Origin of the sequence: Kitasatospora sp. NPDC001547, from assembly GCF_042894165.1 — a bacterium.
Classification (GTDB): domain Bacteria; phylum Actinomycetota; class Actinomycetes; order Streptomycetales; family Streptomycetaceae; genus Kitasatospora.
In genome coordinates, this window is the sequence record NZ_JBIAVL010000003.1 from 93689 (window position 1) to 117300 (window position 23612).

The 23612-nt window shown below is 73.5% G+C and carries 20 protein-coding genes and 2 tRNA genes; 16 read left to right on the forward strand and 6 right to left on the reverse strand.

All coding sequences use genetic code 11. The features are described from left to right. Window positions 1-4: 4 nt before the first annotated feature. The 7 genes from ACFY0X_RS06205 to ACFY0X_RS06235 all read left to right on the forward strand — a co-directional run bounded on the left by ACFY0X_RS06205 (window position 5) and on the right by ACFY0X_RS06235 (window position 8138). Entirely contained in the window at window positions 5-1561 is a 1557-nt protein-coding gene (locus ACFY0X_RS06205) for a WXG100 family type VII secretion target (RefSeq protein WP_387749515.1), read from the forward strand. A gap of 92 nt (window positions 1562-1653) precedes the next feature. Then, a complete protein-coding gene (gene mycP / locus ACFY0X_RS06210; protein ID WP_387749518.1) occupies window positions 1654-3069 on the forward strand; it encodes a type VII secretion-associated serine protease mycosin in 1416 nt (471 codons plus the stop codon). A gap of 147 nt (window positions 3070-3216) precedes the next feature. After that, window positions 3217-4563 carry an MFS transporter gene (locus ACFY0X_RS06215; RefSeq protein ID WP_387749522.1) on the forward strand — a complete coding sequence of 449 codons (1347 nt, stop codon included), beginning with the start codon at window positions 3217-3219 and terminating at the stop codon, window positions 4561-4563. A gap of 150 nt (window positions 4564-4713) precedes the next feature. After that, window positions 4714-4789, forward strand: a tRNA-Thr gene (locus ACFY0X_RS06220). 170 nt (window positions 4790-4959) lie between these two features. Beyond that, window positions 4960-5628 (forward strand): LuxR C-terminal-related transcriptional regulator, encoded by a 669-nt coding sequence (locus ACFY0X_RS06225; protein ID WP_387749525.1) that lies wholly within the window; start codon window positions 4960-4962, stop codon window positions 5626-5628. A 141-nt stretch (window positions 5629-5769) separates the two neighbouring features. Then, window positions 5770-6747, forward strand: a complete 978-nt coding sequence (galE, locus tag ACFY0X_RS06230; RefSeq protein WP_387749528.1) for a UDP-glucose 4-epimerase GalE — start codon at window positions 5770-5772, stop codon at window positions 6745-6747. 353 nt (window positions 6748-7100) lie between these two features. After that, window positions 7101-8138 carry a LuxR C-terminal-related transcriptional regulator gene (locus tag ACFY0X_RS06235; protein ID WP_387749530.1) on the forward strand — a complete coding sequence of 346 codons (1038 nt, stop codon included), beginning with the start codon at window positions 7101-7103 and terminating at the stop codon, window positions 8136-8138. An 80-nt stretch (window positions 8139-8218) separates the two neighbouring features. On the opposite strand, the gene ACFY0X_RS06240 is transcribed toward ACFY0X_RS06235, so the two are convergent. After that, complete coding sequence (locus tag ACFY0X_RS06240) at window positions 8219-8716, reverse strand: MarR family winged helix-turn-helix transcriptional regulator (protein ID WP_387749532.1); 498 nt, start codon at window positions 8714-8716, stop codon at window positions 8219-8221. Window positions 8717-8827: 111 nt separating this feature from the next. Here ACFY0X_RS06240 and ACFY0X_RS06245 point away from each other — a divergent pair, with 111 nt between their 5' ends. Then, window positions 8828-9643, forward strand: a complete 816-nt coding sequence (locus ACFY0X_RS06245) for a methyltransferase domain-containing protein (protein ID WP_387749535.1) — start codon at window positions 8828-8830, stop codon at window positions 9641-9643. A 56-nt stretch (window positions 9644-9699) separates the two neighbouring features. Here ACFY0X_RS06245 and ACFY0X_RS06250 read toward each other — a convergent pair whose 3' ends face one another. Together ACFY0X_RS06250 and ACFY0X_RS06255 are read right to left on the reverse strand one after the other, a co-directional pair. Continuing rightward, entirely contained in the window at window positions 9700-10302 is a 603-nt protein-coding gene (locus ACFY0X_RS06250) for a TetR/AcrR family transcriptional regulator (protein ID WP_387749538.1), read from the reverse strand. A gap of 212 nt (window positions 10303-10514) precedes the next feature. Beyond that, window positions 10515-11594 (reverse strand): acyl-CoA desaturase, encoded by a 1080-nt coding sequence (locus ACFY0X_RS06255; protein ID WP_387749541.1) that lies wholly within the window; start codon window positions 11592-11594, stop codon window positions 10515-10517. Window positions 11595-11843: 249 nt separating this feature from the next. On the opposite strand from ACFY0X_RS06255, the gene ACFY0X_RS06260 reads away from it, so the two are divergent. The 6 genes from ACFY0X_RS06260 to ACFY0X_RS06285 all read left to right on the forward strand — a co-directional run bounded on the left by ACFY0X_RS06260 (window position 11844) and on the right by ACFY0X_RS06285 (window position 16717). Then, a tRNA-Gln gene (locus ACFY0X_RS06260) sits at window positions 11844-11914 on the forward strand. A gap of 143 nt (window positions 11915-12057) precedes the next feature. Then, window positions 12058-13512, forward strand: coding sequence for a bifunctional UDP-N-acetylglucosamine diphosphorylase/glucosamine-1-phosphate N-acetyltransferase GlmU (gene glmU / locus ACFY0X_RS06265; protein WP_387749544.1), 1455 nt, complete (start codon window positions 12058-12060; stop codon window positions 13510-13512). Window positions 13513-13714: 202 nt separating this feature from the next. Next, window positions 13715-14692, forward strand: a complete 978-nt coding sequence (locus tag ACFY0X_RS06270) for a ribose-phosphate diphosphokinase (RefSeq protein ID WP_387749547.1) — start codon at window positions 13715-13717, stop codon at window positions 14690-14692. A 279-nt stretch (window positions 14693-14971) separates the two neighbouring features. Beyond that, window positions 14972-15562 (forward strand): 50S ribosomal protein L25/general stress protein Ctc, encoded by a 591-nt coding sequence (locus ACFY0X_RS06275; RefSeq protein ID WP_387749549.1) that lies wholly within the window; start codon window positions 14972-14974, stop codon window positions 15560-15562. Between the two features lie 109 nt (window positions 15563-15671). Further along, entirely contained in the window at window positions 15672-16250 is a 579-nt protein-coding gene (pth, locus tag ACFY0X_RS06280) for an aminoacyl-tRNA hydrolase (RefSeq protein WP_387749552.1), read from the forward strand. A 185-nt stretch (window positions 16251-16435) separates the two neighbouring features. Then, window positions 16436-16717 carry a hypothetical protein gene (locus tag ACFY0X_RS06285; RefSeq protein ID WP_387749555.1) on the forward strand — a complete coding sequence of 94 codons (282 nt, stop codon included), beginning with the start codon at window positions 16436-16438 and terminating at the stop codon, window positions 16715-16717. An 87-nt stretch (window positions 16718-16804) separates the two neighbouring features. Here the strand turns inward: ACFY0X_RS06285 and ppc are convergent, their stop codons facing one another. Then, on the reverse strand, window positions 16805-19603 hold the full coding sequence (gene ppc, locus ACFY0X_RS06290) for a phosphoenolpyruvate carboxylase (RefSeq protein WP_387749558.1): 2799 nt from the start codon (window positions 19601-19603) through the stop codon (window positions 16805-16807). Window positions 19604-19862: 259 nt separating this feature from the next. Here ppc and ACFY0X_RS06295 point away from each other — a divergent pair, with 259 nt between their 5' ends. Beyond that, a complete protein-coding gene (locus ACFY0X_RS06295) occupies window positions 19863-21131 on the forward strand; it encodes a sensor histidine kinase (RefSeq protein WP_387749561.1) in 1269 nt (422 codons plus the stop codon). Between the two features lie 33 nt (window positions 21132-21164). On the opposite strand, the gene ACFY0X_RS06300 is transcribed toward ACFY0X_RS06295, so the two are convergent. Then, window positions 21165-21743 (reverse strand): SUKH-3 domain-containing protein, encoded by a 579-nt coding sequence (locus tag ACFY0X_RS06300; protein WP_387749564.1) that lies wholly within the window; start codon window positions 21741-21743, stop codon window positions 21165-21167. Between the two features lie 8 nt (window positions 21744-21751). Then, window positions 21752-22213, reverse strand: a complete 462-nt coding sequence (locus ACFY0X_RS06305) for a YwqJ-related putative deaminase (RefSeq protein ID WP_387749567.1) — start codon at window positions 22211-22213, stop codon at window positions 21752-21754. Between the two features lie 375 nt (window positions 22214-22588). Between ACFY0X_RS06305 and ACFY0X_RS06310 the strand changes: the two genes are divergently transcribed. Then, entirely contained in the window at window positions 22589-23590 is a 1002-nt protein-coding gene (locus ACFY0X_RS06310; protein ID WP_387749569.1) for an SMI1/KNR4 family protein, read from the forward strand. Window positions 23591-23612: the final 22 nt, after the last annotated feature.

Consider the following 23612-nt stretch of genomic DNA (forward strand, 5'->3'; position numbering starts at 1 on the left):
GAAGATGGTGTCCAGCACGGACCCGGCGACGGTCCTCAGCCGCGGCACCCAGCTGCAGTCGGCCGGCCGGGTGCTGAAGGAACTGAGCACGGCGCTCAAGTCGCATGTCGGCAACGTGACCTGGGAAGGTCCGGCTGCCGAGAGCTTCAAGACCTGGGTGAACAACCTGCAGCAGTCGGCGCAGATCATCGGCGAGCACGCCACGACCGCGGGCAACGCGATGCACCAGGCCGGCGAGGCGCTCAGCACCGCCAAGGTCGCCGTGCCGGAGCCTCCGCAGACGGAGATCCAGACGGTCAACAAGCACAACAGCCAGTCGAACCTGCTCAGCATCCCCCAGCTCGCCGTCGGCCAGACCGCCGACCAGTACATGAAGTCGGTCAACCCCAACTGGGTGACCGCGGCGGAATACAGCCAGGCCAAGGCGAAGGTCGAGAAGGAGCACCAGGAAGCCGTTCTCCAGATGGAGAAGCTGGCGCAGGCGTACAACGCGGCGACGACCACGCTGAACGGGATTCCCTCGGACGTGGTGCTGCCGGGGACGCCTGGTGCGAACAACCGGAACGACTCCTCGGACTACCAGGGCGGAGGTTCCGGGAGCACGGGCGGTTCTGGAGGGTCGGTTCGCTCGCCGCGGTTGAGTGGTGGAAGCGGCGGCGGTTCCAGCCCGTCCGGCGGCGGAAGCTACGGCGGCGGGACGGTCCTACCCCGTGACCCGGGCTCGGGTGGCTCCAGCCCGTCCGGGCCGGGCCGCACCACGCCCCCGCCGCACAGCGGCGGAGGCCAGCTGCCGCCCGCGCCGCAGGACCCGGGGGCCTCGATCCCGCCGTCCTACCCGTCGGATCCGGTCAACCGTCCCGGCACCGACATCAACAGCCTGCCCACCCTGCCGACCCAGACCGGTCCGTACGGCCCCGGCGGCGGCCAGCTGCCGACGGACGGGCCGACCGGCCTTCCCGGCTACCCGACCGGGCCGACCGGCCCGGGTGGCGGACCCGGCCTCCCCAACAACGGTCCGTCCATGAGCTTCCCGGTCGGACCGGGCGGCGGAACCCTCCCGAACAAGGGCGGCGGCCAGGTCCAGCCGCGCACGACGCCGTTCAGCGGCACTCCGGGGCAGGCGAAGAGCGGCACCCCGGGTCTTCCCAGTGGGACGGTCTTCGGCAACCGCGAGGCGGGGCCGGGCGGAGGCCGGACCGGTGGGCCCGGCATGGGCGGCATGCACCCGGGTATGGGTGGCGCCCACGGTGGTGCGGTCGGCGCCGGCGGCGGCTCACGTGGCCGGGGCCTGTCCTCGACCACCGGCGGGACGGTCGGCGGTCGCAAGGGACCGACCGCCGGCGGGGAGTTCACGCCCGGCGGTACCGGTCTGCGCAACCGCGCGGCGGGAGCCGGCGAGGGCGGCGCCCAGTCCAGGCAGAACGGCATGATGGCCCCCGGAGCGGCGGGCCACGGCGGCCGCAACGAGCGCGACCGCCGCAAGCGGGCCGACTATCTGCACGAGGACGAGGAGACCTGGACCAGCGGTACGCCGCACAGCAACCCGGACGTGATTGAGTAGGACGGCAACGACTGCCCGGCCACTGGGCATCCCCAGTGGCCGGGCAGTCCTGTTCGGGGCACGCGTCGACGAGAGATTGACGAGGAGTTGTGATGGGGCGGACGAGCGCGCGAGCGCGTTGGCGGGCTGCTGCTGCGGCACTTCTGGCGGCGGGAATCGTGGTCGGCCCGGTCGCAACACCCGCGCTCGCCGGTGGCCCGATCCGTGACGATCAGTGGCATCTGGACGCCATGCATGCCCCGGAGATGTGGAACATTTCCAAAGGAGAGAACGTCACTGTTGCCGTGATCGACGATGGCTTCAAGCTGGACCACCCGGATCTGGTCGGCCAGTTTCTTCCGGGCAAGGATTTCAGTGGTAGCCCGGGTGGCGTCGGATCCTATGCGGACGGCCACGGCACACAGATGGCCAGCCTCATTGCGGGGACCGGGAAATCGGATGGCGGCAAGGGAGCTTACGGCCTTGCGCCCCGCGCCAAGGTCCTGCCCTTGAAGATCGCCAATGGATCCGAGCATGCAGTGGTTTCGGCTGACTTCCTGGACCAGATCGGGCAAGCGGTGACGTATGCGGTCGAGCAGGGCGCCAAGGTCATCAACATTTCGCAGGGAACCGCCGCCGTCACGACTTCTCCGGCTGATGTGGAGAAGCTGAACAGGATCTTGGCATGGGCCCGGGGAAAGGGCTCGCTGGTGGTCTCCAGTGTCGGAAACTCCGGCGACAAGGGGAATGTCGTCGAATACCCGGGAGCCCTGCCCAATGTTGTCGGAGTGGGATCCTCGGATCGGAACGGTACGGTCACCGCTGAATCCGAGCGTGGACCGCAGGTTGCTCTTGTCGCTCCCGGTGTGGACATGATCGAGGCCTGCACGGGTCCGACCGGGTACTGCAAGAGTCATGGCACGTCGGATGCGACCGCCTTGGTTTCCGCCTCGGCGGCTTTGGTGTGGTCGTTGCATCCGGACTGGACGGCGAATCAGGTCCTGCGGGTGCTCATCAATACCGCTGGGAAGGCGAATGACGGCGCTGGCCGCAACGACCTCATCGGTTACGGTGCGGTGCGGCCGCGCATTGCCTTGACGGAACCGGGGGACCCCGGTCCTGCGAACGTGTCGCCGCTGCCGGCCGACGTGGCTGTGCCGTCGGCGGCCCCGGTGCCCTCGGCGAGTGCGACTGCCCCGGTGTCGGCGGTGCCGGTCCCGGTTGAGACTCCGACCGGTGTGGCGGCGGGCGCGCCGACGGCGCAGCCTCAGGCGGAGAAGTCGTCGGGTTCGGGCAGCACGCTGCCGGTTGTGGCGGGTGTGGTGGCCGGGCTGGTGCTGGTGGCTGGCGTGGTGGTCGCCGTGATGCGGCGCCGACGGAAGCCTGCCGCGCAGCCGCAGGCTGCGGTGGCGGCCCAGGTGCCGCCTCTGCCGACGCAACAGCCGGCGGGGACGGTGCCCCCGCCCCCGCCGTCGTTCCAGCCGCCGGTGCCGCCCGTGCCGCCGGAGGACAATCCGTACGCGAGGTAGTCGCGGACGCGACGTGGTCGACGCATGCGAGGGCGCCAGGGGGACCTGGCGCCCTCGCGTGTCGGGGGCGTGGGGTGGCGGGTGTGCGCCGCGGTCACTCGGGTGGGGGCTGGTCGGGGCCGGGTGGGGGTCGTGAGGGTTGGCGGTATGGATGCGGAGGGTGCTTGGCGGGTCGGGCAGGTGCGGCGGGCGGCGGCCGCGGCGCTGATCGGGACGGCGATCGAGTTCTACGACTTCTTCCTTTACGGGACGGCGGCCGCGTTGGTGTTCGGGCCGGTGTTCTTTCCCGGGCTGGGCACCGTGGGGGCGCTGTTGGCGGCGTTCTCGGTGTACGCGGTGGCGTTCCTGGCCCGGCCGGTGGGGGCGGTGGTGTTCGGGCACTTCGGGGACCGGGTGGGGCGCAGGACGACGCTGGTGGTGTCGCTGCTGCTGATGGGGCTGGCGACGGCGGCGGTGGGGCTGCTGCCGGGGTTCGCGGTGTGGGGGTGGTGGGCGCCGGGGGTGCTGGTGGTGCTGCGGGTGTGTCAGGGCGTCGGGTTGGGCGGGGAGTGGGGCGGAGCGGCGCTGCTGATCGCGGAGAACGCCCCGGCCGGGCGGCGGGGGCGGTACGGGGGGTTTCTGCAGCTGGGGCCGACGATCGGGTTCGCGCTGGCGAACGGGGTGTTCCTGGCGCTGCAACTCGGCCTGGACGAAGGGGCGTTCCGTGCGTGGGGTTGGCGGGTGCCGTTCCTGGCCTCGTTGGTCATGGTCGCGGTGGGACTGTTCGTGCGCCTGCGGCTCGAGGAGTCGCCGCTGTTCCGGGCGGAGGAGCGGCGGGAGCGGCTGCCGGTGCTGGAGGTGCTGCGCGGGCACTGGCGCCCGGTGCTGGCGGGGGGCGGGGCGATCACCGTGGGGTACGCGCTGTTCTACCTGACCACGACGTACGCGCTGGCGTACGCGACGGCCGGGCTCGGGGTGGCGAGCACGCTGGTGCTGTCGATGCTGCTGGTCGGCGCGGTGGGGATGGCGGCGACGGTGTGGCTGAGCGCCTCGCGCAGTGACCGCTGGGGGCGGCGGCGGACCCTGCGGTGGGCGACGGGCCTGGCCGCGGTCTGGTCGCTGGTGCTGTTCCCGCTGCTGGAGACGGTGAGCCGGCCGCTGATGTTCGTCGGGCTGGCGGGAGCGATGGTGGTGCTGGGCGGCATGTTCGGGCCGCTGGCGGCGTTCCTGCCGGAGCTGTTCCCGACCCGGGTGCGCTACACGGGCGCGGCGCTGACGTACAACCTGGGCGGGGTGGTCGGCGGGGCGACGACGCCGCTGGTGGCGACCCGGCTGACCGGGGCGTACGGGACGGCGCAGCCGGTGGGCTGGTACCTGGCGGCGCTGGGGGTGCTGGCCCTGGGGTGCCTGCGGCTGCTGCCGGAGAACACCGGCGCGGAGCTCGGGGCGGTGGACGGTTCGCCGGACGGCGGCTGCCGCCGGATGCCCAGGTGGGGGGCGGATCCGGCGGCGTAGCGGTGCGGCGTACGGAGGTGGCCGAGCCGCCCCGCGGGGGCCGGGAGCGCCGGGGCGGGCGGAGCGGAGGCCGATTTCCCTTCCGGGCCCGGGGCCGTGTAATGTCTTCCTTGTTCGAGCGGCTCGGAGAAACACCGGGCAAGCGAGCAAGCCCCTATAGCTCAGTCGGTAGAGCGTCTCCATGGTAAGGAGAAGGTCTGCGGTTCGATTCCGCATGGGGGCTCCACTGGAAGACCCCCGCCTCATGGCGGGGGTCTTTCGCGTTCTCCGGCCGGTTCCGCACCGCCGACACGCCACGGCCTAGCGGGTCGGGTACGGAATGCGCTGTGATGGTGCGTCATCGGCCGCCCGCCCGAGGGGTGCGGGCACGAGCCGAACCCCGACCGGGAGGGCGTCATGGGTGTTCGACTCGTGGTGGTGGACGACCACCGGCTGTTGGCGGAGGCGCTGGCCACCGCACTGCAGCTGCGCGGCCACCGGGTGCTCGCGGTCGGTTCCCCGGCCGGTGTCGCCGCCGACCTGGTGGTCGGACGGCGGCCCGAGGTGTGTCTGCTGGGAGTGGCCGCGCCGGGGGAGTCGGGTGCCTTCGAGGGGCTGCGCCGGATCCGCCGGGAACGCCCCGAGGTGGCGGTGATCGTGCTCGGCCCGGTGGGTGAACTGCGCGGGGTGGCGGGGGCGTTCGCGGCCGGAGCGGCCGGGTACGTGCCCAGCGACGAGCGGATCGAGGTGGTCGAGCGGGCCATCGGACGGGCGCGCGCGGGCGAGGCCGCGGTCGCGGTGGACGTCCTGCGCGGCGCCTTCGACCAACTGCTGCGCCCGGTGGCCGAACCCGACGACGAGGCCGTCCGGCTGCTGCGGTTGCTGACCCGCCGTGAGGTGCAGGTGCTGGCCCGGATCGCGGACGGTGAGGACACCGCGGCGATCGCCGCGGGGATGCGGATCGCCGCCAGCACCGCCCGGACGCACGTCCAGCGGGTGCTGATGAAGCTCGGCGCGCGGACCCGGCTGGAGGCGGCCGCGGTGGCGGCCCGCACCGGCCTGCTGGAACGGATGGCCGGCGGCTGAGGAGTCGGCGGGAAGGCCGGAAGCCGCCGTCCGGGTGGTGCGGAGCACCCCGGTGGGATTGGGAGAATGACCCCGGTCGTACGCATTCCGTCGACGGCTTCCGCCCGCCCGGGCGGACCGTCGTTCGCTGGAGGTCGCAACATGAGTAAGTACCTGGTCACGGGTGGCGCCGGCTACGTCGGCGGTGTGGTCGCCGCCCACCTGCTGGAGGCGGGGCACCAGGTGACCGTCCTGGACGATCTCTCCACCGGCTTCCGCGAGGGCGTCCCGGCCGGTGCCGAGTTCGTCGAGGGCCGGATCCAGGAGGCCGACAAGGTGCTGGACGGCTCCTTCGACGGCGTGCTGCACTTCGCCGCCTCCTCGCAGGTCGGCGAGTCGGTCGCGGACCCGGAGAAGTACTGGCGCAACAACGTGGCCGGCTCGCTGGAGCTGATCAGCGCGATGCGCGCGGCCGGCGTGCGCAAGCTGGTGTTCTCCTCCACCGCCGCGACCTACGGCGAGCCGGAGGCCGTGCCGATCGCCGAGACCGCCCGCACCGCGCCGACCAACACCTACGGCGCCACCAAGCTCGCGGTGGACCACCTGATCACCGGTGAGGCCGTCGCGCACGGCCTGGCCGCCGTCTCGCTGCGCTACTTCAACGTGGCGGGCGCGTACGGTGCGTACGGCGAGCGGCACGACCCCGAGTCGCACCTGATCCCGCTGGTCTTCCAGGCCGCTCTGGGGCAGCGCCCGCACATCGCGGTGTACGGCGACGACTACCCGACGCCTGACGGCACCTGCATCCGCGACTACATCCACGTCGCCGACCTGGCCGAGGCGCACCTGCTGGCGCTGGACGCGGCCCAGCCGGGCGAGCACCTGATCTGCAACCTGGGCAACGGCAGCGGCTTCTCGGTGCACGAGGTGATCGAGGCGGTCAAGCGCGTCACGGGCCGGGAGATCCCGGTACGGGTCGAGGGCCGCCGGGCCGGCGACCCGGCGGTGCTGGTGGCCTCGGCCGCCCGCGCCCACGAGGTGCTGGGCTGGACTCCGCGCCGCGCCGACCTGGACGAGATCGTCGCCGACGCCTGGAAGTTCACCCTGGCGAAGAACGGCCAGGGAGCGACGGCGCGGTGAGCGACGCCCCCCGGAGCGGCCGCCGTTGAGCAACGGCCCTTCGGAGCACGCCGGTTGGAGCATGGGCGGCTCCTGCCGCCGCGGGCGCGCCGCCCCCGGGGATCCCGGGAACGGCGCCCCTCGGCGGCCGCTCGACGGTTCAAGTCCGGTCAGCAGCAGGCCTCCTGGCGAAACTTCACCGAATCGCCACGAGCGCGTTTGCCGCCCCGTAGGCTGAGTGCGGTACCGGTGGGGGCCGGCGCCCGTTCGGCCTCATCGGCCACCGGTGGGCGGGCGGAACGGCTGGTCCGGAACGCGGACGCCGGGCCGGTCCCCGTCCCCGGGCTCGGGCGGTGTGAGCAGGGGGAGGGACGATGGGGCGGATTCGCGTCCTGGTGGTCGACGACCACCGGATCTTCGCCGAGGCACTGGCCGCGGCGCTGGCCGCCGAGCCGGACGTGGAGGTGGGGGCGGCCGGCAGTGCCGCCGCCGCCGAGCGGGCCTTGGAACGGGCGGCCGGCGAGGGCCGGGCCTACGACGTGGCGCTGATCGACGCCGACCTCGGCGCCGAGGCGTCCGGCGCGGCAGGAGCTCTCGGCGCGGCCGGAACGATCGGAGCGGCCGGGGCAGCCGGAGTGATCGGAACGGCCGGTACGGCCGGGTTACCCGGTGGCTCCGGAGCGGCCGCTCCGCACGCCCGCCGCCGGCCCGGTGCGGAGCCCCCCGAGGAGGCCCGGCGCGGCCGCGCCGCCCCGCCGGTGCCGCAGCCGCGCCGCCCGGCCGTACCGGCGGGGGTGCCGGTCCCGCCGACGGGCGGGCTGCCGCCCGGCGCCCGGTCCGCGGCGGACCCGCTGCGCGGCGACCAGTTCAGACCGGCGGCCCCGCCGCCCGACGGCATCACCCTGCTGGCCCGGCTCCGCCGCGCCCACCCGGGGCTGCGCGCCGTCGTCCTGGCCGCCGCCGACGACCCGCACCGCGCGGCCCGCGCCCTGCACGCGGGCGCCACCGGCTGGGTGGCCAAGGAGAGTTCGCTGGCCCGGCTGCTCGCGGTGGTCCGGGGAGTGCTGCGGGACGAGACCCACCTGCCGCCCGCGCTGCTCACCGGGGTGATCCGTGAGCTCACCACCGCCCGGCGGGACCGCACCGAGAGCGAGCGGCTGGTGGACACCCTGACCCCGCGGGAGAAGCAGATCCTGCGCTGCATGGTCGCGGGCCTCGGCCGGCAGGCCGTCGCGGAGCGGCTCTACCTGTCGCCGCACACCGTCCGGACGCACATGCAGAACGTGCTGGGCAAGCTCGGGGTGCACTCCACGCTGGCGGCCGTCGCGGTCGCCCGCCGGGCCGGGGTCAGCCCCGCCGAGCCCGCCGTGCCCCCGCCGCCCTCGGCGGTCGGCACCGTCGACCGGCCCTGAGGACGGGGTCGCCGGGCCAGGGGCAGTCGTCAGTCCGGGACCGTCGTCAGGCCGGGGCTTTCGTCAGTCCGGGACCGTCGTCAGCCCGGGATGTTGTCGAACGGGGCGACCAGCAGCCGCAGCAGCGCGGCGAGTTCGGTCTGCTGGCCGGAGGTGAGCTGGGCGAGCAGTTCGCGCTCGTGCGCGAGCAGCCCGGCGAGCGCCTGGTCGGCGCGGTCGCGGCCGTCGTCGGTGAGCCGGACCAGCACGCCGCGCCGGTCGTCCGGGTCGGGCAGGCGCTTGACCAGGCCCTTGCCGGTGAGCCGGTCGATCCGGTTGGTCATGGTGCCGGAGGTGACCAGGGTCTGGGTGAGCAGCTGGCCGGGGGAGAGCTGGTACGGGGAGCCGGCCCGCCGAAGGGCGGTCAGGACGTCGAACTCCCACGGCTCCAGGCCGTGCTCGGCGAAGGCGGCGCGGCGGGCGCGGTCGAGGTGCCGGGCGAGCCGGCTGACCCGGCTGAGCACCTCCAGCGGCTCCACGTCGAGGTCGGGGCGCTCCCGGCGCCACGCTGCGACCAGCCTGTCGACCTCGTCCTCCATGACGATCAGTGTATCGGTGGATGTGTCGATGTGAAGTCTCTTGACATCGAGAAATGTGCCAGCGAGGCTACCGGGAGATATCTTGATGTCGAGATAGCTGCGAGGTGAACCATGACCACCCCCGTCTGGGACCCGGCGCAGTACCTGCGCTTCGCCGACGAACGCACCCGCCCGCTGCGCGACCTGCTCGCCCGCGTCCCCGCCCTCCCGCACCCCGGCGCCGAGGTGGTCCTGGACATCGGCTGCGGCCCCGGCAACTCCACCGCCGTGCTGCGCGAGCGCTGGCCGCGGGCCCGCCTCACCGGCGTCGACAACTCCGCCCCGATGCTGGCCACCGCCCGCACCGAGGGCGAACCCGACGCCGAGTACCTGCTCGCCGACGCCCGCGACTACGACCCGGCGCCGGCCCGGCCCGACCTGATCGTCTCCAACGCCACCCTCCAGTGGGTGGACGGGCACCTGGCGCTGCTGCCGCGCTGGGCGGACGCCCTCGAACCCGGCGGGGTGCTCGCCTTCCAGGTGCCGGGCAACTTCGACGCCCCCAGCCACACCCTGCTCGCCGACCTGCGCGGCAGCGCCCGCTGGCGGGACGCGCTCGGCGGAGACGGCGTCCGGGCCGGCGTCCACCCGCCCGAGCGCTACCTCGACGCCCTGGCCGCCGCCGGCTGCCTCCCGGACGTCTGGGAGACCACCTACCTGACCCTGCTGCCGGGGCCGGACCCGGTCCTGGAGTGGGTCAAGGGCACCGCGCTGCGCCCGGTCCTCACCCGGCTCACCGACCCGGCCGACCGGGCCGACTTCCTGGCCGAGTACGGGCGGCTGCTGCGCGAGGCCTACCCGGCCGGGCCGCACGGGACGGTGTTCCCGTTCCGTCGGATCTTCGCGGTGGGGACCAGGCGGTCGGCGGGGACCAGGCAGTCGGGCTGAGCCGGCCGGGCCGATCGGGCGGCTCCCGATGGGCCGGGCCGAGCAGCCCCGGCCGGTCAGCCCGTGCGGTCGCCGACCAGCTTCGGGTGCCGCTCCAGGCCCTCCAGCCCGTGCCAGGCGAGGTTCACCAGGTGCGCCGCCACCGTCGCCTTGTCCGGCTTGCGGACCTCCAGCCACCACTGCCCGGTCAGCGCGACCATCCCGACCAGCATCTGCGAGTACATCGGGGCCAGCCGGGCGTCGAAGCCGCGGGACTTGAACTCCAGGCCCAGGATGTCCTCGACCTGCGTGGCGATGTCGCTGATCAGCGACGCGAAGGTGCCGGTCGACTGGGCCACCGGCGAGTCCCGGACCAGGATCCGGAAGCCGTCCGTCGAGGTGTCGATGTAGTCCATCAGCGCGAAGGCGGCCTGCTCCAGCAGCTCGCGCGAGTGCCCGCCGGTCAGCGCCCCGGTCACCATGTCCAGCAGCAGCTGCATCTCGCGGTCGACGACCACCGCGTACAGCCCCTCCTTGCCGCCGAAGTGCTCGTACACCACGGGCTTCGACACCCCGGCGCGCTCGGCGATCTCCTCCACCGAGGTGCCGTCGTAGCCGCGCTCGGCGAAGACCGTCCGGCCGATCTCCAGTAGCTGCTCGCGCCGCTGCTTGCCGGTCATCCGGACCCGGCCGCCCCGGCGGCGCGGGGCCGGGGCCGGGCCGCCGCCGGTACTCCGGTCCGGACCTGCGTCGCCGGTGCCGGCTGCCGGTGCAGCGGCCCGCGGACGGGCGGGCGCCGTGGCGGGCGCCGCGTCCGTCCGCGTGCTGTGGTGACCGCCTGTGCTGTCTGCGCTGCTCCCGTTCACCCCTACATCATGCTGGAAGCGCCGCCTCATGCGGCGCGGCGGGCGGCGATCCGCTGCGCGTCCGGCCAGCGCACGTCCCGCACCCAGCCGGCCAGCTCGAACCAGCGGATCAGCCGGGCCGAGGAGTCGATCTGCCCGCGCAGCACCCCGTGCCGGGCCGCGGTCGGGTCGGCGTGGTGCAGGTTGTGCCAGGACTCCCCGCAGGAGAGCACGGCGAGCCACCAGACGTTGCCGGAGCGGTCCCGGGAGCGGAACGGGCGCCGGCCGACGGCGTGGCAGATCGAGTTGATCGACCAGGTGACGTGGTGCAGCAGCGCCACCCGGACCAGCGAACCCCAGAAGAAGGCGGACAGCGCGCCCTCCCAGGACAGGCTCACCAGGCCGCCGACCAGCGCGGGCAGCAGCAGCGAGATGGTGGTCCAGAGCCAGAACAGCCGGGAGATCCGCCTCATGGCCGGGTCGCGGACCAGGTCGGGGGCGTACTTGGCCTGCGAGGTCTGCTCCTCGTCGAACATCCAGCCCATGTGGGCCCACCACAGGCCCTTCATCAGCGCCGGGACGCTCTCCCCGTAGCGCCACGGCGAGTGCGGGTCGCCGTCCTTGTCGCTGAACCGGTGGTGCTTGCGGTGGTCGGCCACCCAGCGCACCAGCGGGCCCTCGACCGCGAGGCTCCCGACGACCGCGAGGGCCAGCCGCATCGGGCGGTTCGCCTTGAACGCGCCGTGGGTGAAGTAGCGGTGGTAGCCGATGGTGATGCCGTGGCAGGTGAGGAAGTACATGGCGACGGTGATCGCGAGGTCCGTCCAGCCCAGCCCCCACCCCCAGGCCACCGGGACGGCGGCCACCAGGGCGGCGAACGGCACCAGGATGAACAGCGAGAGCGCGAGCCGTTCGGCGAGGCCCTGCTTCTCCCCGCCACGGGTGGCGGACAGCTGGGTGGCTGCGTCGGTCTCGGTGGGCCCAGCGGCCTCGGCGGTCCCGTCGGAATCGGCGGCCTCGGCGGTCCCGTCGGGACAGTCGGAATCGGTGGAGTCGGAGTCGGAGTCGGGAGACGGAGTGCGGGACGCGGCGTTCCCCGCGCGCGCCTCGCCTGCCTGGATGGTCATGGGCGTCCCTAATGCGACGTCCCGGAACGGGACAGAAGCGGAGCTACGTTGGCGTAACCTACGGCATCGTAGGTTGCGCTTCGTGTCCAGGGGAACACTCCGCCGCGCGGCGCTCGAGTGAATTCACCCGACTGGATGGATGAACCGGGGGCCGGGCGGGTTCGGTCGCCGGGGACGGAAACGGGCCCGTGGATCGGTGCAAGTCGATACCCACGGCAGGGCCCACTCGGGTAGGGTCTGACACGACTGTCCGCCGTGGTGTAATGGCAGCACAGGGCCCTTTGGAGGCCTTTGTCTGGGTTCGAATCCTAGCGGCGGAGCCTCTGCACGCCTCGGGTTCGGGCGTTTTCCACCGCGCCGGTATTGTCGGTGCTGCTCGGCGGACTGTGCGAATGGCGACCGGCCTGGGTCCGGGCCGGGCCTGCTCTGCCCTCTCTGTGAACCTACCGAGGAGCCTCCCCGCATGGGTGCCAATTCGCTTGCCGCCGTTGTCGTGCTCGCCGCCGGTGGCGGGACCCGGATGAAGTCGAACAAGCTGCCCAAGGTGCTGCACGAGGTGTGCGGGCGCTCGCTGGTGGGTCACGCGGTCTCGGCGGCCCGGGAACTGACTCCGGACCAGCTGGTCGTGGTGGTCGGCCACCAGCGCGAGCAGGTCGTGGCGCACCTGGCGGAGCACTACCCGGCCACCCGCACCGCGGTGCAGGAGCAGCAGAACGGCACCGGCCACGCGGTGCGCACCGCGCTGGAGTCGCTGACCGCCGACGGCGTGGTGCTGGACGGCACCGTCATCGTCACCGCCGGCGACTCGCCGCTGCTGACCGGGGAGACCCTGCGCCGGCTGGCCGACGCGCACACCGCCCAGCAGAATGGCGTCACCGTGCTGACCGCCGTCGTCCCCGAGCCCTTCGGCTACGGCCGCATCCTGCGGGACGAGGACGGCACCGTCGCCGCGATCGTCGAGGAGCGGGACGCCAGCGCCACCCAGCGCGCGATCACCGAGATCAACTCCGGCGTCTTCGCCTTCGACGCCAAGCTGCTCGCCGAGGCGCTGGCCGAGCTCACCACGGACAACTCGCAGGGCGAGGAGTACCTGACCGACACCCTGGAGATCCTGCGCAAGGCGGGCCACCGGGTCGGCGCCGTGGTGGCCGAGGACCACCGGGACATCCTGGGCATCAACGACCGGGTCCAGCTGGCGCAGGCCCGCCGGCTGCTGAACGACCGCCTGCTGGAGCGGGCGATGCGCGAGGGCGTCACCGTGGTGGACCCGGCGACCACCTGGTTCGACGTGCAGGTCAGCTACGAGCCGGACGCCGTGGTGCTGCCGAACACCCAGCTCCAGGGCGCCACGCACCTGGGCGAGGGCTGCGAGGTGGGCCCGAACTCGACCCTCAGGGACACCCTGGTCGGCGCCGGCGCCCGGGTGAGCAACACCACGGCCGACCGCGCCGAGGTGGGCGAGCTGGCCACCGCCGGCCCGTACGCCTACCTGCGGCCGGGCGCCAAGCTGGCCCGCAAGGCGAAGGTCGGCACCTACGTCGAGGTGAAGAACTCCGAGCTGGGCGAGGGCGCCAAGGTGCCGCACCTGTCCTACATCGGCGACGCCACGATCGGCGAGGGGACCAACGTCGGCGCGGCCTCGGTCACCGTGAACTACGACGGCGTGAACAAGCACCGCACGGTCATCGGCGCGCACTGCCGTACCGGTTCGGACAACATGTTCATCGCCCCGGTCACCATCGGTGACGGCGCCTACACCGCCGCCGGCTCGGTGGTCACCAGCGACGTCCCGGCCGGGGCGCTCGGTGTGAGCCGGGCCACGCAGCGCAACATCGAGGGCTGGGTCGAGCGCAAGCGCCCCGGGACGGCATCCGCGCAGGCCGCGAAGGCGGCGGCGGACGGGGCCGAGCAGGCCTGAGCGGGCGGGCCGGAGCCCGAGGGCCGGTCCCGAGGCGGACGGTTTCTGCGCGGGCGCGTAACCTTGGGGACATACGTGCGCCACTGGGCTTACCGCCCGTGTCCAGGCGTACCGACATTCCCCCGACCCCGTACCGCGCGTGGGCCTCGCCTGCCCGCACCGGGTCGAGGGTTCAGCGTCCGCAACGCGAGGAGACGGTGCAGTGAGCGGGATCACGACGTCGGGTGAGAAGAAGCTGAAGCTCTTCTCCGGCCGTGCCCACCCGGAGCTGGCGAAGGAGGTGGCCGAGGCGCTCGGGACCGAGCTGGTCCCCACCAAGGCCCTGGACTTCGCCAACGGCGAGATCTACGTCCGCTTCCTGGAGTCCGCGCGCGGTGCGGACTGCTTCGTGATGCAGAGCCACACGGCTCCCATCAACCAGTGGATCATGGAGCAGCTGATCATGATCGATGCTCTGAAGCGGGCCTCCGCCAAGAGCATCACCGCGATCCTGCCGTTCTACGGCTACGCCCGTCAGGACAAGAAGCACCTCGGCCGCGAGCCCATCTCGGCCCGCCTGATCGCCGACCTGCTGCGCCAGGCCGGTGCCGACCGCCTGATGGCCGTGGACCTGCACACCGCGCAGATCCAGGGCTTCTTCGACGGCCCGGTGGACCACCTGTTCGCGCTGCCGCTGCTGGCCGACTACATCGGCGGGAAGGTCGACCGCTCGAAGCTGACCGTCGTCTCGCCGGACGCCGGCCGCGTGAAGGTCGCCGACCAGTGGTGCGACCGGCTGGACGCCCCGCTGGCGATCATCCACAAGCGCCGCGACATCACCCAGGCCAACACCATCCTGTCGGCCGACGTCGTCGGTGACGTCAAGGGCCGGGTCTGCGTGCTGGTCGACGACATGATCGACACCGCCGGCACGATCTGCGCCGCGGCCGACGCGCTGTTCGACAACGGCGCCGCGGACGTCGTGGTGGCGGCCACCCACGGTGTGCTCTCCGGCCCGGCCGCGGACCGGCTGAAGAACTCGCGGGTCAGCGAGTTCGTGTTCACCAACACGCTGCCCACCCCGGCCTCGCTCCAGCTGGACAAGATCACCACGCTGTCCATCGCCCCGTCGATCGCCGCCGCGATCCGCGAGGTCTTCGAGGAGGGCTCGGTGACCAGCCTCTTCGAGGGCGTGCACTGACGAAGCCCGCGCAGGCGGCCCCGGTCCGGACGGACCGGGGCCGCCGCCGATTTCGCGAGAGGCCGCCCGTGCGGTTAGACTCGTGAAACTGCTCGGCGAGGGATGCCGTGCGCCCGCTCGCCGGGTGCCCGCTCCGTGATCGACGCGCTGCCGGTGCCGGATCAACGTCCGCCCGGCAGGCCGTTGCCGCCGAGTGACCCCCGAACGTACTGAGGGTGTGGTCCCGGCGGTTTTTCGCGTTGCCTGCACCCCCGCGCCATTTCCACGAGGAGTGCAGTCGTGTCCGAGATCCGTCTTGCCGCTGAGACCCGTACCGAGTTCGGCAAGGGTGCCGCCCGTCGCGCCCGCCGCGCCGGCTTCGTCCCCGGTGTCGTCTACGGCCACGGCCACGCCCCGGTTCACCTGAACCTGCCCGGCCACGACCTGATGATGGCCCTGAAGACCCCGAACGCCCTGCTGGTCGTTCCGATCGAGGGCAAGGACGAGTACGTCCTGCCGAAGGCCGTCCAGCGCGAGGCCATCAAGCGCACCATCGAGCACGTCGACCTGCTGCTGGTCAAGCGCGGCGAGACCGTCACCGTCGAGATCCCGGTCCACACCGAGGGCGAGCTCGCCCCGGGCGGCAACCTGCTGGAGCACGTCCTGCAGGCCCTGCCGGTCGAGGCCGAGGCCACCCACCTGCCCGAGGCCGTCACCGTCTCGGTCGAGGGCCTGGAGGCCGGTGCCTCGATCACCGCCGGCGACATCGAGCTGCCCAAGGGCACCTCGCTGGCCGTCACGGCCGACACCGTCGTGCTGCAGGTCATCGGCGCCCAGGCCTCGCAGGCCGACGCCGACGCCGAGGCCGCCGAGGCCGCCGCCGAGGCCTGAGCCTCGCACCGCTAGTTGAGGCCGCTGCCCCGGTCGCTCCCGTCGGAGCGCCCGGGGCAGCGGTGTGTCCGGGATGATGACGACAAGCGCGAAGGCGAGGAGCTGAGGAATGGCTGAGGACTACGACGGCCCCTGGCTGGTGGTGGGCCTGGGCAACCCGGGGGAGCAGTACGCCCGGAACCGGCACAACATCGGCTTCATGGTGGTGGACCTGCTGGCGCAGCGGATGGGCGCCAGGTTCAAGGCGCACAAGAGCCGGGCGCAGGTGGCCGAGGGGCGGCTGGCGGGCAGGCGGGTGGTGCTGGCCAAGCCGATGTCCTTCATGAACCTCTCCGGCGGGCCGGTGACGGCGCTGCGGGACTTCTACAAGGCGCCGACCTCGGCGCTGGTCGCGGTCCACGACGAGCTGGACATCGACTACGCGGCGCTGCGGCTGAAGCTGGGCGGCGGGGACAACGGCCACAACGGGCTGAAGTCGATCACCAAGTCGCTGGGCCCGGACTACTACCGGGTGCGCTGCGGGATCGGCCGTCCGCCGGGCCGGATGGAGGTCGCGGACTTCGTGCTGAAGGACTTCTCCTCGGCCGAGCGCAAGGAGCTGGAGTGGTTCGTGGACCGCTCGGCGGACGCGGTGGAGGCGCTGCTGTCCGAGGGGCTGGAGCGGGCCCAGGGGACGTACAACTCCTGACCGGCTGACCGCTCGTCAGGACCGGGCACGGGTACGCAACGGTCGTACAACGCTTGCCCGTCCGCACCTGAATCGGTGTGAGAACCCCGTGCCGGATCGGATAGCGTCGGCCTGGTACGCGAACCAGTCCTGGGGAGTTCTCGATGCGGGGATTGCGTCCGGTCCGCCGAGTGCGGCGGAGCCGGGTGGTCGAGCTGAAGCGGCTCGGACGGCGGGTCGGTACGGCCGGTGCGCTGGGAGCGGCCGGGGTGCTGCTGTCGAGCGGTGCGGTGGCGCACGCGGAGCCGGTCGCCGAGTCGGACCCGGCGGTCGCCCCGGAGCCGGCGGCGGCGCAGTTCGGGCCGGTGCTCGGCGACTCGATGGGCCCCGACGCGGGGCTGCTGGCGGTCGGCGGCGGCCTGGTGGTGGCGGCCGGCGGAGCGGCGCTGTGGCTGAAGCGCAGGCGCGCGGGCGACGGCGCGGAGTAGGAACCCGACGACGAGGGGCCGGTGTCCCGGACACCGGCCCCTCGGTCGTTCCCGAGCCCCGGCCGAGGAGCTCGCCGGGGGCGGGCGTCAGCCGGTGTTGCGCAGGCCGGCGGCGATGCCGTTGACGGTCAGCAGCAGCGCGCGGGCGCGCAGCGGGTCGTCCTGGCGCCCGGCCGAGAGCTCCTCGCGCTGGCGGCGCAGCAGCGCGACCTGGAGGTAGGAGATCGGGTCGAGGTAGGCGTCGCGGACGGCGAAGGTCTGCTTCAACACCGGGTTGTGCTCCAGCAGTTCGCTCTCGCCGGTGAGCCGGAGCACCTCGCGCAGGGTGAGCGCGTGCTCGGCCTTGATCTGGTCGAAGACGTGGTGCAGCTCGCCGGGCACCAGCTGCTCGACGTAGTGGGCGGCGATCCGCAGGTCGGTCTTGGCCAGCGTCATGGCGACGTTGGACAGGAAGTTGCGGAAGAAGTGCCACTCGCCGTACATCTCGTCCAGCACGCCGCCCAGGCCCGCCGCGCGGGCGGCGGCGAGGCCGGAGCCGACGCCGTACCAACCGGGGACGATCTGCCGGGACTGGGTCCAGCCGAACACCCACGGGATGGCCCGCAGGCCGTCCAGGCCGGCGCCGGAGTCGGGGCGGCGGGACGGGCGGGAGCCCAGGTGCAGCGAGGCGAGCTGGTCGACCGGCGTGGAGGCGAAGAAGTACTTCGGCAGGTCCTCCTGCTCGACCAGGGCGCGGTAGGAGGTGTGGGCGGCCTCGGAGACCTGGTCCATCGCGGCGTCCCAGCGGGCCAGCGACTCGGGGGCCTGGCGCGGGGCGGTGTGCAGCGCGGAGGCGGAGAGCGTGGCGGAGAGGGTCAGCTCCAGGTTCTCCCGGGCCAGCGAGGGGAGCAGGTACTTGTCGGAGATGACCTCGCCCTGCTCGGTGACCTTGATCTCGCCCTCCAGGGTGCCCCAGGGCTGGGCCAGGATGGCCTCGTGCGAGGGGCCGCCGCCGCGGCCGACGGTGCCGCCGCGGCCGTGGAACAGGCGCAGCCGGATGCCGTAGCGGTGGGCGACGTCGCGCAGTCGGCGCTGGGCGCGGTGGATCTCCCACTGGGAGGTGGTGATGCCGCCGAACTTGGAGGAGTCGGAGTAGCCGAGCATGACCTCCTGGACGTCGCCGCGCAGCGAGACGAGCAGGCGGTAGGACGGATCGGAGAGCATCTCGTCGAGGATGCGGTCGGCCTGCTGGAGCTCGTCGGTGGTCTCCAGCAGCGGCACGATGCCGATCTTGGCGATGCCGGCGTGCAGGTCGATCAGGCCGGCCTCGCGGGCCAGCACGGTGGCGGCGAAGACGTCGTCGGCGCCCTGGCACATGGAGATGATGTAGCTCTCGACGATCTCGTCGCCGAAGCGCTCGAAGCCCCCGCGGATGGTGTTGAACACGCCGAGGGTCTTGGTGCCGGCCTCGTCCAGCGGGGCCGGGGTGGGGGCGAGCGGGCGGCGCGAGCGGAGTTCCTTGGCGAGCAGCTTCTGCCGGTACTCGCGGGGCATGTCGGCGTAGCGCCAGGCCTCCTCGCCGAGCCGGTCGAAGAGCTGGCCGAGGGCGTGGTGGTGGGCCTCGGCGTGCTCGCGCACGTCCATGGTGGCGAGCTGCAGCCCGAAGGCCTCGACGGTGCGGATGGCGCGGGCGAGGCGGCCGTCGGCGATCAGCTCGCCGCGGTGGGCGCGCAGCGAGTCCTGGATCAGCCGCAGGTCGGCGATCAGCTCGCGGGTGCCGAGGTAGTCGCGGCCCGCGACGTGCGGGGTGCCGCCGGCCAGCCGCTCGCGGGTGTTCTCCAGCTTGAGCCGGATGCAGGTGGCCTTGAGGCGGTAGGGCTCCTCGGCGTTCATCCGCTTGTAGCGCGGGCTGAGTTCGGGGAGCAGGTGCAGGTCGGTGTTGAGCGAGGCGAGCAGCTCGACCGAGGCGCCGGCCAGCCGCTCGGAGGTGGAGAGCGTGTTGCGCAGGTCGTCGATCGCGGCGAGCGCGTCCTTGATGCCGTACTCGTGCTGGAGGTTGAGGACGTCCCAGGTGACCTGCGGGGTGACGTTGGGGTTGCCGTCGCGGTCGCCGCCGATCCAGGTGCCGAAGGTGAGCGGCCGTACGCCGTCGGGCAGGTTCAGGCCGACCCGGGCGAGCTCCTCGTGCAGCTCCTCCAGGACCTCGGGGACGGCCTCGCGGTAGAGCTCGTCCAGGTAGTAGACGGCGTTGCGGGCCTCGTCGGTGGGCTCGGGGCGGGCGATGCGCAGCTCGTCGGTCTGCCAGAGCAGGTCGATGACCTCGGCCAGGCGGCGGTCGGCGGAGCGCTTGGCGCTGCTGGTGCGGGCCTGGTCGGCGGCGGCCAGGCCGGAGGTGACCTCGTCGCGGTGGATGCGGTCGAGGAGTTCGCCGATCCGGCGCAGCTTGTTGAGGACGCTGCGGCGGGCGGCCTCGGTGGGGTGCGCGGTGAAGACCGGGCGGACCGCGAGGTGGGCCAGGGTGTCCCGGAGGTGCTTGGGGTCGGCCTCGGCGAGCTGGTCGGCGGTCTGCGCGAGCAGCGAGCCCTCCCGGGCGCGGCGGGTGGCGAACTCGCGGCCGCGGTGCACCTGCTCGGTGACGTTGGCGAGGTGGAAGTAGGTGGAGAACGCCCGGACCAGCTTGGCGGCGGTGTCCAGGTCGATGTCGGAGAGGAGTTCGGCGGTGGCCTCGCCGTCGGTGCGGCTCAGCAGGCGGACCTGTTCGACCAGGCCCAGCAGCTGGGGGCCCTCCTGGCGGACCAGCGTCTCGCCGAGCAGGTCGCCGAGACGGCGGATGTCCGCACGCAGGGCGGCGTTGTCGGCGGTGACGGGCGTGGGGTTGTCCGCCGGGGTGGGGACCGGAGCGGTCACGGCTGGCTCCCTGTGGTGGTGGGGTTCGGCAACGGCTCATCGTCACAGGTCCACACGCGTGTGGCGGGTGTGACGCGTGCGGACCGCGCTGTCCGACGCGACCAGCATAGGTGTCGGGGCGGGCGGTGTCCGAGAGGTGGCCGGATGGCGGACAGGCCTGCCGAAAACCACCTGTGGTCTGGACCACTTGGCGGCTTCGGGGGGTGTACCGGGCAATCCCGGTGGGGAGGGGAGCGGGTTGCCGCTTACGCTGTGGGGCATGAGCAAGTCGCCTGGGGAGCGCGTGCCGGTCCGGTCGTTCTGGTGGTGGAAGCGGCCGCGCAGCGCTTTCCTGGACATCGGGCTGGCCCTGCTCGCCGCGGTGGAGTGCGCGACCAGCACGATCGCCTTCCTCTCCGCCCGGATCCACGTCACCACCGCGGGAGCGGTCGGCATAGCCGTGCTCGGCACGCTGGCCGGCGGCTCGCTGGTGGTGCGCCGGCGCTGGCCGGCCGTCCCGGTGCTGGTGACGCTGCTGGTGATGCCCGGAATGCTGGGCGTGGTGCTGCTGGTGGTGGCGCTGTACACGCTGGCCTCGACCTGGGAGTGGCCCTCGCGCCGCCGCCGGGTGGTGGCGCTGTCCGCGCTGGCCTTCGCCGAGGCGGCCGCCGTGATGGCGGTGTCGCTGATGACGCCCGAGGACTCGCCGGTGGACCCGCCGCCGCTGTGGGGTCAGATCCTGCTGTCGCTGCTGGTGTCGGTCGGGCTGACCGTCGCCCCGGTGGTGACCGGGCTGTACGTCGGCGCGCGGCGGCGGCTGATCGACTCGCTCAAGGACCGCGCGCACGGCCTGGAGACCGAGCTGGACCTGCTGGCCGAGCAGGCGCAGGAGCGCGCCCGCCGGGCCCGGCTGGAGGAGCGCACCCGGATCGCCCGGGAGATGCACGACGTGGTGGCGCACCGGGTGTCGCTGATGGTGGTGCACGCGGGGGCGCTGGAGCGGATAGCCGGCAAGGACCCGGCCAAGGCGGCGCAGAGCGCCAAGCTGATGGGCGAGGTGGGCCGGCAGGCGCTGAACGAACTGCGCGAGATCCTCGGGGTGCTGCGGATGGACGACGAGCGGCAGCCGGAGCCGGACTCGCTGGCCGGGCTGCCGCGGCTGGTGGACCAGTCCAGGGCGGCCGGGATGGCGGTCACCCTGACCGTCAGCGGCAGCCGGCAGGAGTTCAGCGGCGAGGCCGAGCAGACCGCCTACCGGGTCGTCCAGGAGGGCCTGACCAACGCGCACAAGCACGCCGGCGGCGCCCAGGTGTCCGTCCTGCTCTCGTATGCGCCCAACGGGGTGCGGGTGGCCGTGGTGAACGCCTGCCCGGGCGGCGAGGACGGCGCGGCGAAGCTGCCCAGCGGGGGCAACGGGCTGGTCGGGATGCGGGAGCGGGTGATCGCGCTGGGCGGCACCTTCTCCTCCGGACCGGAGGCGGACGGGGGCTTCCGGGTCGAGGCGGTGCTGCCGTCCCGGCTGGCGGTGCGGGCCGAGCGGCTGCGCTGAGCCGTCCTCAGCGCCCTTCCCCGGCGCCCCGCGTCACTCCTCGGCGGTGCGCAGCCGTTCCGGGACGGTGCCCAGCACCAGGGTGGAGATCGCCTGGTCGATGCCGTGGCCGAGGAACCACTCGCCGGTGTGGTCCAGGCTGTAGACCCGGCCCTCCTCGTCGACGGCCAGCAGCGCCTGCCCGTACGCCTCCTCGCCGAGCGGGGCCAGCCGGGTGCCCAGCGCCCGGCCCAGGTCGAGCAGGGTGCGCGGCTGGTGCAGGCCGCACAGCGGGTCGATCAGGAACGGCGTGCGGGCCAGCTGGCGGCCCGGGCCGGACAGGTCGAAGGCGAGGCCGCCGAACTCGGCCCAGGCCTCCACCGCCGCCGGGAAGACCACGTGCCCCGCGCCGGTGGGAGCGCCGTACCCGACCAGGGTGTCGGCCCACTCCTCGGCCTGCCGGATCTGCCAGCGGCCGGGGTGCCAGCCGGCCGCCTTGAGCTCGGCGGCGACGTCGGCGGGGAAGCGCGGGCGGGTCCGGGTGCCGGCGGGGGAGAGGGTGGCCGGTGCGGGCGGGACGGGCGGGTTCAGGGCGGACTCCAGGGCTGGGGGACGGGGGGAACGGGCCGACACGCGGCCGGTCAGTGCGCGGGCGGCCCGACGGCGACGCTGCGCACGGTGAAGTGCTCCAGCATCGGGTCGCAGGAACGGCACGGCGGGGCGTGGCTGCCGTGCGCCGGGTCGCCCTCCTCGCGGATGCGAACGGTCGTCATCCGGGAGCCCTTGAGCGCCTTGCGGGCCTCGTGCAGGGTCATCGGCTTGCGGGCGGCCCGCTTGGAGCGCCGGCCGTCGACCCCGGTCAGGTACTGGGAGAGCAGGACGGCCTCCGGGCAGCGGCCGGTGAAGCGCTCGCGGGCCTCCGACGGCAGGGTGGCCAGGAAGTCGGCGACCAGGTGGTGCAGCACCGGGCGGCGCGGGTCCTTGTCGCCCGCCAGGGTGTGCACCTCGCCGCCCTTGAGCGACAGCGCGGCGGCGACGGCGGGCAGCAGGCTGTCGCGGTGGTGGCGCAGCACGGGCGGGCCCGCCGGCTCACCGGTGGTCATCCGTCGTCCTCCTCCTCGTGATCCGGCGTCGGCCGGAGCGACCGGGCCGGTCCTGGGCAAGCCTGTCAAACGGCACCGACAACCGCACAACCGGGGTGCGGCGGCGGCCGGTGTCGCGACGGACCGGGCGGGCGGCCACCCGGTCCTGGCCGAACGCGCATGCGTCCGTCACGACTTGTCCGCTGATCCACCGACACCGGCCCCGGGCCCCCGGGGGAGGTGCCGGTGGCGAGCCGAGGGGGCCGGGCGCGGACCGGCCCCGCGGCCCGCGGCCGGGGCCCCGGCCGTCCGCCTGGCAGACGGGGGGTTGAAGGCAGGCCCTAGGCTGGTGCCCAGCAAGCACCGTATTTTGCAGCAGCCAGTGGGGGCTCCCAGATGACGACAGGTCGGCCCGGCGTCGCCGCCGCACCGAACGCGGCGTACGCAGGTCAGGTGGTGCAGTTCCCGGACCCGGTCCGCGCGGAGCGGCACCCCGCCGGGGTCAGGGTGGACGAGTACGGCTTCCCGGACTTCGGCCCGTACGCCGCCGCGGCGGCCGAGGTCGCCGACCCGCCGGAGGGCTTCGGCGTGGACGAGCTGCGGCTGACCGACTACGTCTCGGCCAACGCCGCGCTCTACACCCAGGGCCACCCGCTCTGGGCCGACCTGCCCACCGCCGTCGCCACCCCGCCCGGCTGGACCTGGCACCACGCGGTCGGCCGGGCCGCCCCCGGCTGGCGGCGGATGGAGCTCGTCCCGGTCGAGGTCAAGGCGCTGCTGCGGCACCACGCCGGCCTGGCCACCTCGGCCGCCGACCACACCCGCCGCGGCACCCGCCCGCTGCAGGAGCGCCGACCGGTGCACTTCGCGCTGGCCATGGACGGCGGCGACCCGATCGGCGTCCCCGAGGACCTGGTGCAGCGCGCCGAGCAGCGCCTCGGCTACCGGCTGCCCGACGCCTACCGGACCTTCCTCAAGCTGGGCGGCGGCCGCGCCCCGGTCGGCGTGGCGCTGGACACCGAGCTCGGGCTGCTGCTCGACCAGCCGTTCCTGACCCTCACCGAGGAGTACGGCACCGAGGACCTCGTGTACGCCAACAAGTGCCTGCGCGACCACCTCACCAAGGACTACCTGGGCATCGCCTACGCGCAGGGCGGCCTGGTCGCGCTCAAGGTGCGCGGCGAGCGGGCCGGCTCGGTCTGGTTCCACCTGTACGACGACGCCCGCGACAACGGCGCCCCGGAGGCCCCGGAGGACCGCTGCGCCCGGCTGCTGCTGCCCTGCGGCGAGGACTTCGACGCCTTCCTGCTGCGGTTGGCGGGCAGCCCGCCGGAGCTGGAGACGGTCGCGGAGCTGATGGTGGACGGCGGGTTCGCCCGGGCCGTCCCGGTGGGCTGAGGCGCGTGGTCTCGGTGGTCGC